13 protein-coding genes are annotated in these 13609 nt (G+C 43.5%); 12 read left to right on the top strand and 1 reads right to left on the bottom strand.

Annotated features, from left to right (window positions below; all coding sequences use genetic code 11):
- Positions 1–60: 60 nt before the first annotated feature.
- From cobT to cobO, 4 genes are all read left to right on the top strand, one after another.
- Positions 61–1155: a nicotinate-nucleotide--dimethylbenzimidazole phosphoribosyltransferase gene (gene cobT, locus AC19MV_RS04100; protein WP_498306257.1), complete on the top strand. Its 1095-nt coding sequence runs from the start codon at positions 61–63 to the stop codon at positions 1153–1155.
- Positions 1156–1164: 9 nt separating this feature from the next.
- Complete coding sequence (locus AC19MV_RS04095) at positions 1165–1950, top strand: adenosylcobinamide-GDP ribazoletransferase (protein ID WP_432399110.1); 786 nt, start codon at positions 1165–1167, stop codon at positions 1948–1950.
- Positions 1950–2480 carry a bifunctional adenosylcobinamide kinase/adenosylcobinamide-phosphate guanylyltransferase gene (gene cobU, locus AC19MV_RS04090; protein WP_498305885.1) on the top strand — a complete coding sequence of 177 codons (531 nt, stop codon included), beginning with the start codon at positions 1950–1952 and terminating at the stop codon, positions 2478–2480. The genes AC19MV_RS04095 and cobU overlap by 1 nt, the downstream gene beginning before the upstream one ends.
- Positions 2481–2627: 147 nt before the next feature.
- On the top strand, positions 2628–3266 hold the full coding sequence (gene cobO / locus AC19MV_RS04085) for a cob(I)yrinic acid a,c-diamide adenosyltransferase (RefSeq protein WP_498305884.1): 639 nt from the start codon (positions 2628–2630) through the stop codon (positions 3264–3266).
- 602 nt (positions 3267–3868) lie between these two features.
- On the opposite strand, the gene AC19MV_RS04080 is transcribed toward cobO, so the two are convergent.
- Positions 3869–4207: a cytosolic protein gene (locus AC19MV_RS04080; RefSeq protein WP_498305883.1), complete on the bottom strand. Its 339-nt coding sequence runs from the start codon at positions 4205–4207 to the stop codon at positions 3869–3871.
- Positions 4208–4936: 729 nt separating this feature from the next.
- On the opposite strand from AC19MV_RS04080, the gene AC19MV_RS04075 reads away from it, so the two are divergent.
- The 8 genes from AC19MV_RS04075 (at position 4937) to AC19MV_RS04040 (ending at position 13607) form a co-directional block, all read left to right on the top strand.
- Positions 4937–5368, top strand: a complete 432-nt coding sequence (locus tag AC19MV_RS04075) for a DUF4279 domain-containing protein (protein WP_498305882.1) — start codon at positions 4937–4939, stop codon at positions 5366–5368.
- 39 nt (positions 5369–5407) lie between these two features.
- Complete coding sequence (locus AC19MV_RS04070) at positions 5408–6025, top strand: hypothetical protein (RefSeq protein WP_498305881.1); 618 nt, start codon at positions 5408–5410, stop codon at positions 6023–6025.
- A gap of 1061 nt (positions 6026–7086) precedes the next feature.
- The gene (locus tag AC19MV_RS04065; RefSeq protein ID WP_498305880.1) at positions 7087–8346 is read left to right on the top strand and encodes an efflux RND transporter periplasmic adaptor subunit; all 1260 of its coding nucleotides are present in this window, start codon (positions 7087–7089) and stop codon (positions 8344–8346) included.
- 53 nt (positions 8347–8399) lie between these two features.
- Positions 8400–8621, top strand: a complete 222-nt coding sequence (locus tag AC19MV_RS04060; RefSeq protein ID WP_498305879.1) for a hypothetical protein — start codon at positions 8400–8402, stop codon at positions 8619–8621.
- Positions 8622–8777: 156 nt separating this feature from the next.
- Positions 8778–9476 carry an ABC transporter ATP-binding protein gene (locus AC19MV_RS04055; protein ID WP_498305878.1) on the top strand — a complete coding sequence of 233 codons (699 nt, stop codon included), beginning with the start codon at positions 8778–8780 and terminating at the stop codon, positions 9474–9476.
- Between the two features lie 18 nt (positions 9477–9494).
- The gene (locus AC19MV_RS04050) at positions 9495–10808 is read left to right on the top strand and encodes an ABC transporter permease (protein ID WP_498305877.1); all 1314 of its coding nucleotides are present in this window, start codon (positions 9495–9497) and stop codon (positions 10806–10808) included.
- Between the two features lie 22 nt (positions 10809–10830).
- Positions 10831–12039 carry an FtsX-like permease family protein gene (locus AC19MV_RS04045; protein ID WP_498305876.1) on the top strand — a complete coding sequence of 403 codons (1209 nt, stop codon included), beginning with the start codon at positions 10831–10833 and terminating at the stop codon, positions 12037–12039.
- A 164-nt stretch (positions 12040–12203) separates the two neighbouring features.
- Positions 12204–13607: a sigma-54-dependent transcriptional regulator gene (locus tag AC19MV_RS04040; protein WP_498305875.1), complete on the top strand. Its 1404-nt coding sequence runs from the start codon at positions 12204–12206 to the stop codon at positions 13605–13607.
- Positions 13608–13609 lie beyond the last annotated feature (2 nt).

Raw genomic sequence — 13609 nt, 5'->3', positions numbered from 1 at the left:
AAGCCACTATCTATACCGAAATCTATGCCAGCATCTATACCGCAATCTATGCCCAAGCCTATATCGCAATCGATAGCACAGTCGTTATTTACCATTACTGCGCCGAGTCGCGAATACGATGATGCCATTGAGCACAACATTAATCAAAAAACCAAGCCGCTTGGTGCATTAGGACAACTTGAGTCGTTGGCATTGCAAATTGCACGAGTGCAATATAACCGTGATAAAACGTTAATGAGTCACCAAGTTGCAGATGTGGCTTTGCACATCATTAAGCCGACGTTGTTAGTGTTTGCTGCCGACCATGGTATCGCCGCATACGGTGTGTCAATTGCCCCAAGCGAAGTGACCACTCAAATGGTGCATAACTTTATTAATGGCGGCGCGGCGATTAATGTATTTTGTCGCCAGGTGGGGTTTGCGTTAGAAGTCATCGATTGCGGCATTTTACAGCCATTAGATCGCGACAGTGGTGTGGTCAATCAGCGCTTAGGTGTGGGAACCCAAGCCATGCATTTACAGCCGGCGATGTCGTTGGCACAAGTTCGTCAAGGATTTGAACTGGCAAAGGATTTAGTCGCAAGACATGTTAATAATGGCACAACGATTATTGCATTAGGCGAAATGGGCATTGGCAATACCAGTGCGGCAGCGGCGGTAATGGCGGCAGTGCTAAATCTTGATGTTGAAATATGTGTCGGGCGCGGCACAGGCATTGATGATGCGACGTTAGTAAAAAAAATCACATTAATTAATCAAGCAATTGATTTGCATCGTAATGAACTGACGTCCATTGAGTCGATTCTAGCGCATTTGGGCGGTTTTGAAATCGTGCAAATGGCCGGCACTATTTTGGCGGCAGCTGAGCAAAAAATATTAGTGGTCATTGATGGTTTTATCGCTACTGCTGCGGCATTAGTTGCGCTAAAATTAGCACCACAATCAAACGATTATTTAGTGTTTGCTCATGAGTCGCACGAGCAAGGGCATAAGTTAATGCTACAAACGTTGCAGGCAACACCGTTGTTGTCGTTAGGATTAAGGCTAGGAGAAGGGACTGGCGCAGCATTGGCCCTACCTTTGATACAAGCCGCAGTGAATTTTTACAATCAAATGGCCAGTTTTGATAATGCTGGCGTTAATAATGTGGTTTAAGGGAACAAAATGTCTGGCGATATAAAATGGTTGCGGCAGTTAAATTTATTTTTTGTGGCGATGAGTTTTTTTACTCGCATCCCTATACCATCCTGGGTAGTGATCGACAGTGACAAACTCAACAAGGCCAGTCGTTATTTTGGCCTAGTCGGTTTACTTATCGGCTTAATTTGTGCGTTAGTGTTTTGGTTGGCGCAGTTAATTTTACCAGCCAGCATTGCGATTTTATTGTCGATGGTTGCGGGTGTGCTCATTACCGGTGCATTCCATGAAGACGGCCTAGCCGATACCGCGGATGGTTTTGGCGGTGGCTGGACAGTAGAAGACAAGCTGCGCATCATGAAAGATTCGCGCCTAGGCAGTTATGGCGCCTTATCGTTAGGGTTAGTGTTATTGCTTAAATGGCAATTACTGGTTGAACTTGCGCTTTATAGCCCAATGGCTGCCGTTAGCGCGCTCGTTGCCGGACATACCCTTAGCCGCGTGGTGGCATCGAGCTTAATTTTCAGTGAGCAATATGTTCGTGATGATGCTAGCAGTAAATCAAAACCTGTCGCCCAAGATCAGCAATTAAACGATTTGTTTATTTTGATCGCCAGTGGCATTTTTGTACTGTTATGGCTTAATGGCCTAGCTGCTTTTGTGTTATTCATTACCCTGTGGTTAGTCCGTATTTTGTTGGGTGGTTTTTTCCGCAAACAGATTGGCGGTTACACAGGCGACACCTTGGGCGCGGCGCAACAAATTAGCGAAGTTTGCTGTTACTTAGTGATATTAGCGGTAGGGTTAAGCTAGTGATTCATTTGGTGTTGGGCGGCGCGCGCAGTGGCAAAAGTCGATTTGCTGAGCAGCGTGTTGCCGAATACGCCGCCATCGGTTACTCATGCGTTTATGTTGCGACTGCAACGGCGCTAGACCATGAAATGACTCAACGTATTGCCAAACACCAGCAAGACAGAGTGTCCAGCGCCCATAGCTGGACACTACACGAACAAGCTTTTGATGTTGCCCAAACCTTAAAGGTAATTGATAAGCCGCAACAAGTTATCTTAGTCGACTGCCTAACGCTGCTATTAACTAATCATTTACTCGACCCAAATCCAGAGCGTTGGCCACAACAAAAGTCGTTACTGCTTGAATGCCTCACTCAATTACACAGTGATGTGGTGTTAGTGAGTAACGAAGTTGGCTCTGGAATTGTGCCTATGGGCGAGCTCAATCGTCAATTTGTCGATGAGGCCGGGTGGTTAAATCAAGCTATCGCCCATATGGCCGATCAAGTAACGCTAGTGGTCGCAGGGCTGCCATTAGCGTTAAAGCAATAGCAATAGCATTAAGCAATAAGACTTCAGCGTACATGCACTCGATGTACAACAAATACCGATTAATCAGATCCATTTGCAGCCAATCGCTCGTATTGTTGGCGTAATATAAGCGCATTTGAATATGAGCACATTGACAGGAATACAGCTATGACAACGGATAACCAACAAACTGAACAAACCAACGCGATTGATGCCACTAAAGCAGAGCGTCACAAAGCGCGTCAGCAAAAAGTAAAGCAAGGCGTGGACGCCCAAATTGCTGCAGCGCAAGATGAAAAGGGCATTTTGTTAGTGTTAACCGGAAACGGCAAAGGTAAATCAACCTCTGGTTTTGGCTCGGTTGCTCGCGCTGTGGGTCATGGTCATAAAGCGGCTGTAGTGCAATTTATTAAAGGCACCTGGGCTTGTGGCGAGCGTAATTTATTAGAAGGCGCAGGCGTTGAGTTTCATGTCATGGGAACCGGTTTTACTTGGGAAACTCAAGACAAAGAAAAAGACACCCAAGCAGCAATGGAAGCCTGGGTTGAAGCCGAAAAACTACTCAAAGACGAATCGATAAACATGGTGTTGTTAGATGAGTTAACCTATATGGTCAGTTATCACTACATCGACCTTGAGCGAGTATTAACGGCTTTGAGAAACCGTCCTCCAATGCAGCATGTCATTATCACCGGCCGCGCCTGTCATCGTGACATCATTGAGTTAGCCGATACAGTCAGCGAGGTTCAAGCGATAAAGCACGCGTTTAATGACGGCATTAAAGCTCAACTTGGGTTTGATTATTGATTTATTGTTGTGCTGTTTGATGTGATCTAGACCGCTGAATAGACCATTAAGCCTCTTCTCATTTTATGGGAAGGGGCTTTTTTATGGTTTAAGTTTATCGGGAACTAATACCAATTCCGTTAATTATCTGGTCATTCAGCGGGAGTTCTGTGTCTTCTAGGCAAGTAATAGAATTGTAGGCATAGTTGTTCTCGGCAACAGCTCCTGCGTTGCTCTACCTTCTGCATCCATGCAGTCGTACGTCAAAATGCTATTAAGCAGCATGGAAGACACAGAAACCCGCCTTACAGGAGACACTCAGACCGTTCATTTCTTTGTTGCATTGCCTTAAAAGGGAATAACCATTATTTCAACAATGCGCCTCAAACTGAACGGTCTGAGTGGCTCTGATTGGTCACATAATTAATAGAATTGGTATAGCGAGTTGGAGTATGTGTTGTGCCTTTTATTGGTGAACAAAGTAACGGAATCATCAATGATTTCAGTTGCAACAAATTGGGCATATTGATTGGGCTTCTAACTCATTTTTCACCAAAGATTGGTTCAAATATGGCCAGCTCACGTATTCTTTTGTAAAAAGTCTTCAACTGACTGAATAATGTTCAGTCTATTCGGGTGATAAAGGTTTGCTCGTCATCCACAAAAGCTACAAAGCCGCCGTGATAGATAAAGACTCGACCACGCCCCTCAACAAAGCAGGCAAGCTGTGGGTTCAATTCTTCTTCGTTACCCTGTCTTTGATATGTGCCGATATCGGTGATTACGCCGCTGTGCGCAGGCAAATATCCATAAGTTCGCTTGGCTTGAACAACCAAGTTCAATTCGCTGGCGGTTGAGAAGCAAGCGGGTATCGTACCGGCTTCTTCGATAAACATCGTTTTCAGTTCTTCAAAAGCTGTGATCACTAGCCAGTCGATGCCGTTAACATGATGGATAAACATTGAGTTTCTCGGTAATTCTGTTGCGCAGATTTTAACATTATCAGAGGCAGAACGTAGTAGAGATTTAGTCATTTTGTGCAATTTACGGCATTCACTAGGCCACTAACGTCGTGGCGCTTCGCCCACACCAGACCAAGAGGAAACCAACGGCTGTTCCCTCTTTACTCTTTATAAAAAAATTGGCCCAGCCGCCACATCAAAATTATCATTCTTGTTACTAAACGATAGCTGCGATAATTTCGCGACGTGGATCAATCCAGCTTTTAACTTCGTCTGTAGTCCGCTTCGGCCACCTCTTTATAGTAAAGAATGAAAATGCTAACGCTTCAGATGGGGCGTCCCTTCCCCTCTAAAGCTAGCTCGCCATCCATGGCTAGCTCACGTCATTTTCTTCAACGGCCTCAAGTTCAGAGTTGAATCAATCCCTTTAAAGCAAGGCATATTACTCGTTTTCCTCATTCCGAGTTAGCAAGGTGTATCAGGGGAAAGGCAATAACCGAGCAATGAAAAAGATTAAACATCATCAATCCCACCTTAAAAGGTATAATCAGAACAGACGATTAGATGAAAGGTTGTACAAAATACCACTACCGTTAAAAAGCAAACTCCTATAGCATAAATCGTACCGATTAATTTGGATGTATCATCGGCCAAGTCCAACAAGCGATTTATGCTTAGCAAATAGCGCAGCGCATAAATACTAAAATTTTATGTTTCTAGGGATAGTCAGTGCCAGATTATAAGTTTAGTGTCTCATTAAAAATTTCACATCCCAAAGTTGATGCCAAAACGATAAGTGACACGTTATCTTTATCACCTACGAACTCACATGACACAGGTGACTTGAGGATAACTAAAAACGGTAGGCTTCTTGGTGGTTCATATGAGGACATGTTCTGGAATTTAGATTTATGTGATGGCAAACGAATAGATGCAGAAGACGTTTTATTCGAAGAGTTCATAGCTCAAAAAAATGCAGAATTAGAAAAGCACAAAGACTTCTTCAATAAATTGCGCTCTACTGGCGGGGTAATTGAATACTTTGTTGGCTGGTTTAGTGTTGACAGCATAAATATGAGCATCTATTTAGAACCACCGTTATTAAAAAACACTGCTGATTTAGGTATCTCCATTGTTTTATGCGCGTACCCTGAATATTAGAAACATAACAGTAAATATGATTAGTGGAGCAACATCATAATGAAAAAATTAATACTTTTTTTATTCTTTTTTCCATTATTTTTAAATGCTACTGAAGCTTATAGTAGCAGCTCTTTTATTGAGCAAATGAAAGATTTATGCCTAAATACTGAAGCGACTCACTGCTCTAGTGAATTGTACAATATAGGGCAAGAGAATGAAGGTGCTGTCGTTTACATCAAACAGCCTGAATTCATTTTTGATAAATATTGTGTGGAAATGGAAAATAAACATGAACTATCATCTAGAGTGTACACCTTAAATTCATATATATATGTTGGCAGGTCTATCAATGGAGCTTGTTCAGACTATATTCGTTATACACAAGATCATGATGGGAAGTCTTTGTATATTGATGCTAATGCTTTAGATTTTATTTTTTCGTTAAAAGATGTATTTCACAAAAATAAACTCAGGAGTAAATGCCTTAATAAGTCTGATGATTTTTATAAAAATATCGATATTCATGGGGTGAATATATATCCAAGTATTGTCGATGGTAAGCTAAAATATGAAATAAGCATAACTCAAACAGGCGATGATGTTTTGTACTCGATGTACTTTGATTCAACAACTCATGCGGAAGAATGCGAAAGAGAAAGAGGCCGAAAGCCATAACATTCCAAAGTTAATAAATCATCGGACATGGCCAGACAAAGGACAAACTATCGTTAGCTCAGAAAATACTCCTCCCTAATACAACTGTTCTTTTATAGAGCATGAGCAGTAATTTCGTGGGGTTAGAATTTATATGGGCAACGTTATAAAAAATAAATTCTAGCCACTTTTGTCCAAAAAGGAGTTGGTCTTAGCTTTCAAATGCTCAAATTCAACTCTGAACTTGAGGCCGTTGAAGAAAATGACGTGAGCTAGCCATGGATGGCGGGCTAGCTTTGGAGGGGAAGGGACGCCCCATCTGAAGCGTTAGCATTTTCGAATAAGGCCGAAGAACACTCAGACGAAGTTAAACGCTGGATTTGACCACGTCGCGAAATTATCGTTTTTCAGATAATTTTGATGTGGCGGCTGGGAGATCCAAGAGGGAACAGCCGTTGGTTTCCTCTTGGTCTGGTGTGGGCGAAGCGCCACGACGTTAGTGGCCGCAGGCTATAAAGAACAAAAAGTGCAAAACAAACACCTGGATCCCGGCTTAAAAGCATTGCCGGGACGACGCCGTATTTGGCCCGTGTAAGGTGGAATCTTGCAGTCTTAAACATTCGTGGCCGAAGGCCATAAAGAACAAACACCTGGATCCCGGCTTAAAAGCATTGCCGGGACTACGCCGTATTTTGCCCGTGCAGGGTGGAACCTTGCGATCTTAAGCGTTTGTGGCCGCAGGCCATAAAGAACAAACACCTGGATCCCGGTTTAAAAGCATTGCCGGAAAGGCGCAGTATTTGGCCTGTGCAGGGTGGAACCTTGCGATCTTAAGCATTCGTGGCCGCAGGCCATAGTAGTTACAAAAGTACAAAGCAAACTAAGTGTCCGCTCGGACACTTTCCCCATTATCGGACAGTTTTTAAATCTGTCCGCGGACACTTTTAACGTGTTCGGTTGTCGCTTTAAATCATTATCATTATGAAAAATAACAACAAATAACTTTTGGCATGGCTTGTGCTTTACCTTAGGTATAAACGTGAAGTAGTACGTGCTGTCAACGTGTTACCTAAGGATTTGAGATGATTAAAGACACAAGTAGCCAAGATACCCTTGTAGCGCCGAAGCTAAGGCGCAAGCTGCGCCTACCCTTAATAATAGGTTGTGGCGCCATATTGATGAGCGCGTTAGTGTGGGCGAGTTTAAGTCATGACAGTAATCAACGTTCAGTTGATGGCGCCGATTTACGCATGGCAACGCTCACTCGTGGAACCTTAGTGAGAGACATTGCTACTACCGGTAAAATTGTCGCCGCCAATGCGCCGATTTTATACAGCACGGAAGAAGGTGTGGTGACGCTATTAAGCCAACCTGGTGATGAGGTTGAACTTGGGCAAGTAGTGGCGAAGGTTGAAAGCCCACGTTTGCAAAGCGAGTTGCAGCAACAGCAATCATTACTTGAAGGTATGCAAGGCGGCCTTGAGCGGGCGAAGTTAGATGCCCGCCGAGAGCAACTGCGCGTCAGCCAGGTTTTAGACATGGCGAAAGTGGATTTAGAAGCGGCAGATCGTGAAAGTCGTCGTGGCGACCAACTGATAGAATCAAGCTTGATCAGCAGAATTGATTTTGAAAAAAGCAAAGATGATTTGCATAAAGCCAAACTGCTGCACAAACATGCTCAGCAAGAAGTTGAGTTAATGCGCGACACCCTCAGCTTTGAAATTCAAAACCGTACCCTTGAAGTTCAGCGACAGGCTTTAGTGGTGCGCGAACTCACACGACAAGCGAATGCGCTGAATATTGTTGCGCCAGTGAACGGCATTATTGGCAACTGGCTGGTGGAACAAAAAGCCCGTATTGCTGCGAGTCAGCCGATGTTAACCGTTGTGGATTTAACCGCCTTTGAAGCAGAACTTGCTGTACCCGAGTCTTATGCCGATGAACTGGGATTAGGCATGGATGTCGAGCTGAGTTTTGGCAACATGAATGTGGTTGGTCAATTGTCGTCAATTTCACCTGAAGTCCGCAATCGTGAAGTGACCGCCCGAGTGCGTTTTGCTAACAGTGACAGCTTGTCTTTACGTCAAAACCAGCGTTTGTCTGCCCGAGTGTTACTGGAAAATAGACCTAATGTATTAATCGTCAAACGCGGTGATTTTCTCAATATGGGCGGCGAAGTAGCGTATCAAGTGAATGATGCTGTCGCTCATAAGAAAACCGTTAAATTGGGCGCACGCAGTATGAGCCAGGTTGAAGTAGTTGAAGGTGGTGAAGAAGGTGATGTATGGGTGATATCTGGCACCGAAACCTTTAAAAATGATCCCAGGATTCAAATCCGATAGCTAAGTCGATAAACAAGCAAATAACCAAACACTCAACTGAGTAAGGACATTCCATGACTTTTATTCAACGTAGACAGCTTATCGCGCTAGTGGCGTTATTTATTCTCGCAATAGCGGTGAGTTATCGCATTGATAATCAAACAGATTGGTTATCGGTTAGTTTGCAACTAATTGATCTCGGCAGCCATGCCAGCACGCGATTAATAGACATCAATTCAGCGGTTAGCTTGCACATTAATATTAACGACATGCTTAAAGTAAAGCTGCAGTTTTAGCCCACTTGGATAATAACATCGCAACAGCGCTGTTTTATTCCATTTAATCTGAGCATTCAATTTGAGCATTCAATTTAAGTATTTAAATTCTGACTCGTAAGACATTCGCAGTAGAAGCACTGGAATGCAACAACCTAATAAACCAAGGAAGCCAATATGTTATCAATGAAAAATATCAGCAAGGTGTTTAAAACCGACCTCGTTGAAACCCACGCGCTACGAGATTTTAACCTTGAAGTGAATGAAGGCGAGTTTGTCGCGGTAACAGGGCCTTCTGGTTCAGGTAAAACCACCTTTTTGAATATTGCAGGTTTGCTGGAAGGTTTTTCATCTGGTGAATACTGTCTTGATGGCGTTAATGTGTCGAATTTAAGTGATAACCACAGCGCTAAAGTGCGTAACGAGAAAATTGGCTTTATCTTTCAGGGTTTTAATTTAATCCCTGACCTTAACTTAGCTGAAAACGTTGAAGTGCCATTGCGTTATCGCGGTATGAATGCCAGCGAGCGTAAGCGCCGAGTCGAATCCGCATTAGAACAAGTCGGCTTAGGTGCGCGGATGAAACACTTACCGACACAATTATCTGGCGGACAACAGCAACGTGTCGCCATTGCGCGTGCACTAGCAGGCGAACCGCGATTTTTACTTGCCGATGAACCAACAGGTAACCTAGACAGCTTAATGGCGCGCCAGGTGATGGAGCTTTTAGAGAATATTAATCAACAAGGCACCACCATTATTATGGTGACACATGACTCAGAATTAGCTCGCCGTGCTCAGCGTAATATTCAAATTGTCGATGGCCAAGTGTGTGATTTTTCGATGTATCAACCTGCAGCTACTGGCACGCGTTAATCGCATAAGGAGAATATTATGTTTTTTTATTATTGCGATTTAGCCTGGCGCAGCATACGTAAAACACCGATGTTATCGATGTTAATGGTGTTGGCGATTTCGATTGGGATCGGCATTACCATTACCACCTTAAATGTGTATAAAACCATGTCGTACAATCCGGCTGGCGATCGCAGTGAGGTGATTAATTCGGTGCAGCTTTGGAGCCAAGGCCTAGATACCTGGGATGGCTTTATTTCAAGCATCACCTACACCGATGCAATGAACTTGCGTAATAACGATGAATTGAGCCTAAAAGCGGCGACTTATCGCACCGGTTTAGCGTTGCAGTCTGACAACCCCAAAATTGAGCCTGTTTTACAAAGTGTGCGGGTGACCGACAGAGACTTTTTCAGGATTTTTTCGGTGCCATTTTTATATGGCAGTTATTGGGACGCCAGCGTTGATTTACGCCCCGCGTATCAAGTGGTGATTAGTCAAAAGCTAAACTTACGCTTTTTTGAAGGCAAAAACAGTGTGGGTAAAACGGTGTTTTTAGACCGTAAGCCTTACCAGATAGTGGGAGTTATTGAAGACTGGAATCCACAGCCTAAATACTACGACCCGCTTAATGGTGCGTTTAATGATGCCGAAGAAATATTCATTCCATTTTCACTAACCGGCCAGGAAGAGTTTGATGTGTGGGGCAATACCAGCGGTTGGAAATTTGAGCCTATGATCACCTACAGCGACCGCTTAGCGTCAGAAAAAGTATGGATTCAATTTTGGACTGAATTGAATAGTGAAGATGAAAAGCAAATTTTTCAAGGTTGGTTAACGCGTTATGTTGAGCAGCAAAGAGCGATCGGCCGATTTACTGATACGGCTAAAACCCCTAGTGAGTCAGTACAAATTAGCGATATCGATAAATGGCTTGAAGATAATGATGTGGTACCAAAAGATAACAAAATTCTGGTCGGTTTAAGCTTGTTGTTTTTAAGTGTGTGTTTGGTGAATATACTTGGGTTATTGCTGACCAAATTTTTAAAGCGCGCACCAGAAGTGGGTGTTCGCCGTGCTATTGGTGCCAGTCGTGGACAAATATTTAGTCAGTACATGGTTGAAGTTGGCATGATTGGTTTTATCGGTGGTGTAGTGGGGTTGTTATGGGCTTGGGGATCATTAACCGCGCTGCACAGCTATTTTTCAATGGACCAAAGTGTTACTGGGCTTGATGCCAGTATGTGGATTATTACGCCATTAATTGCTATTTCTACCGCTGTATTGGCTGGAGTTTACCCTGCCTGGGTGGTGTGCCGCACTAAACCGAGTGTGTATTTAAAAGCCCAATAACGGATTATATAAGGGCATCACCATGTTACATATCAAACCGATTTTATCCAGTTTAATGCGCAGTAAAAGCGCGCCAATTTTATTACTGTTGCAGATCATTTTATCTGTTGCGATTGTGTCCAATGCGAGTTTTATCATTAACGAACGCTTGTCGTTAATGCAGCGTGAGTCGGGTTATGCAGAAGATCAAATAGTCACGTTTAGTATGTACAACTTTGATCCGGCAATCGACAATATAAAACAAAACCAAGTAGACCAACAAATTTTGCGTTCGCTGCCCAATGTGATTGATGCCAGTTATAGCAATATGTTGCCGTTAAGCGACAGCGGTTGGATGGATCGCTATGTTGATGGCCCTGATATGGACACCGCTAAAGGCACCCCTGGTTTTGCCTTTTACTTAGGTAATGAGCACTTACTCAATGTGATGGGCGCTAAGTTAATTGCCGGGCGAAACTTTACCGCCGATGAAATTAATACCAACCTAGATGACAGCGGCATGATGGCGTTAGTATCGCAGCCCCTGGCTAAGGCTTTTTGGGGCGAAGAATCACCGTTGGGTAAAACCATGTATCAGGGCGCACAAGCCGTCACCATTATTGGTGTGGTCGATAAGCTACAAGGGGCTTGGATTGACCATGAAAACTTTGAATACAGCGTGATCCAAAATATCGATTTTGGTGGCAGCAGCAGTAATAAATCTTATATGGTGCGGGCATTACCAGAGCACATTCCTGCTTTAGAGGAAGCGATCCGTAAAGCGCTGCATGCTGAAAATCCAAACCGAGTGTTAGATCATTTTCAAACGCTCAGTGAGATAAAAAATCTCACCTACAGTAACCATCGTTTAATGGCAACGGTATTGAGTATTATGGTGGTGTTATTGCTACTGATTACCGCGCTAGGATTAACCGGTATGGTGATGTTTAATATTCAACGCCGCACCAAACAAATAGGCACACGTAGAGCACTAGGAGCACGTAAGCGCGATATTATTCAATATTTTATGGTGGAAAACTACTTGATATGTATCGTCGGTGGCGTGATTGGTGGCATGTTAGCCTTAGTCTTAGGTCAGCAATTAATGTCGCTGTATAGCTTACCTATGGTGCCAGTGATTTATCCGATATTGTCTGTTATTGGATTGCTGGTAGTGACAACGCTAGCGGTAATCGTGCCGGCATCTAAAGCTGCGAATATTTCACCCGCCATGGCAACGCGCAGTGTGTAATCTGCTTAAATGCGGCGTTAGCACTTAACAATAGTGTGACAATGAGGTCTTCTGTCATGCTATTGTTAATTTACGTTTCTGAGTAAATGTTTATCGTATAAACATGCAGTTGCATAAACATATTTTTGTATAGCAATAACCTAATTGGACTAAAACATATTCTAATGGATAATATTTTAATTGTTGATGACAATCACGCCATTTGCCAAGCGCTTGCGTTAATGATTGAACTGCATGGTTATCAGGCAATTTTTTGTCACACGCCTGAAGCGGCTGTTGAGATTGTTACTAACAAAGAGATCAGCTTGGTGATCCAAGACATGAACTTTAGCCGCGACACCACCTCGGGTGAAGAGGGCAAGCAACTGTTTTACGCATTACGTCAGTTACAGCCCAATTTACCGATTATTTTAATGACCGCATGGACCCAGTTAGAAACCGCAGTCGAATTGGTTAAAGCGGGGGCAGCTGATTACATGGGTAAACCGTGGGATGACGCTAAGTTGTTGAACAGCATTAGCAACCTATTATCTATCTATCGACTTTCCCAACAAAACAACCAATTAACGCGTATCGACAGTGAACGCATGTCGGCCATTAATGGCGCCGATTTATGTGGCCTAATTTTTGGTAGTGGTGCAATGCAGCGTTGTGTCGATTTGGCGTTACAAGTGGCACGCTCTGATGTGTCGGTGATGATCACAGGCCCAAATGGCGCGGGTAAAGACAAAATAGCCGACATTTTACAGGCTAACTCCCCGCTTAAAGATAAACCTTTTATTAAGGTCAACATTGGGGCGTTACCAATGGACTTATTAGAAGCAGAGCTGTTTGGTGCAGAAGCTGGCGCATTTACCGGCGCTAATAAAACCCGCATGGGCCGATTTGAAGCCGCCGATGGGGGCACATTATTTTTAGACGAGATTGGTAATTTGCCATTGTCTGGCCAGGTAAAACTATTGCGGGTATTGCAAACCGGTGAGTTTGAACGCTTAGGCAGCCATCAAACCCGTAAAGTGAACGTGCGGGTGATTAGTGCTACCAATGCAGATTTAGCCGATGACATTGCTCATGGGCGTTTTCGTGAAGATTTGTTTTATCGATTAAACGTCATTGAGCTAGCCATATCACCATTGAATCAACGCCAGGATGATATTTTACCGTTAGTGAAACACTTTATTGGTGCTAATTTTAGCCTTGATAAGTCGACCCAGCAGGCGTTAATTAATCATAGTTGGTCGGGTAATGTGCGTGAATTAGAAAATGCCTGCAAAAGGGCGGTGCTGTTAGCTAAGTCACCACAATTAACCATTGATGACTTTGGCTTGATGGCGATAGCTAATGGCGGCGCAGCTACCCAGCATACGCTTGTTGTTGAACATCAACTTGGTCAACAAGAACAGGGCATTGATGATACTCAGTCAATTTGCGAACCGGATAAGCAACAGCTAGAAGACGCCTTAGTGCAATACAATGGTGTCATTGCCAGAGTAGCAAAATCCTTCGGCTTAAGCCGACAAGCCCTTTATCGCCGTATAGAGAAATATGGCCTTAAGGTAACTAAATAATG

The organism is Shewanella sp. MF05913, assembly GCF_059758095.1.
The sequence above is the reverse complement of the archived record's forward strand: the minus strand, read 5'-3'. Positions and strand labels throughout refer to the sequence as shown.

What these genes read in the sequence shown, in the direction of transcription:
- AC19MV_RS04095 (WP_432399110.1), top strand. Translation starts at nt 1,165, where the DNA reads ATGTCTGGCGATATAAAATGGTTGCGGCAGTTAAATTTATTTTTTGTG.
- cobO (WP_498305884.1), top strand. Translation starts at nt 2,628, where the DNA reads ATGACAACGGATAACCAACAAACTGAACAAACCAACGCGATTGATGCC.
- AC19MV_RS04080 (WP_498305883.1), bottom strand. Translation starts at nt 4,207, where the DNA reads ATGTTTATCCATCATGTTAACGGCATCGACTGGCTAGTGATCACAGCT.
- AC19MV_RS04070 (WP_498305881.1), top strand. Translation starts at nt 5,408, where the DNA reads ATGAAAAAATTAATACTTTTTTTATTCTTTTTTCCATTATTTTTAAAT.
- AC19MV_RS04065 (WP_498305880.1), top strand. Translation starts at nt 7,087, where the DNA reads ATGATTAAAGACACAAGTAGCCAAGATACCCTTGTAGCGCCGAAGCTA.
- AC19MV_RS04060 (WP_498305879.1), top strand. Translation starts at nt 8,400, where the DNA reads ATGACTTTTATTCAACGTAGACAGCTTATCGCGCTAGTGGCGTTATTT.
- AC19MV_RS04055 (WP_498305878.1), top strand. Translation starts at nt 8,778, where the DNA reads ATGTTATCAATGAAAAATATCAGCAAGGTGTTTAAAACCGACCTCGTT.
- AC19MV_RS04050 (WP_498305877.1), top strand. Translation starts at nt 9,495, where the DNA reads ATGTTTTTTTATTATTGCGATTTAGCCTGGCGCAGCATACGTAAAACA.
- AC19MV_RS04045 (WP_498305876.1), top strand. Translation starts at nt 10,831, where the DNA reads ATGTTACATATCAAACCGATTTTATCCAGTTTAATGCGCAGTAAAAGC.
- AC19MV_RS04040 (WP_498305875.1), top strand. Translation starts at nt 12,204, where the DNA reads ATGGATAATATTTTAATTGTTGATGACAATCACGCCATTTGCCAAGCG.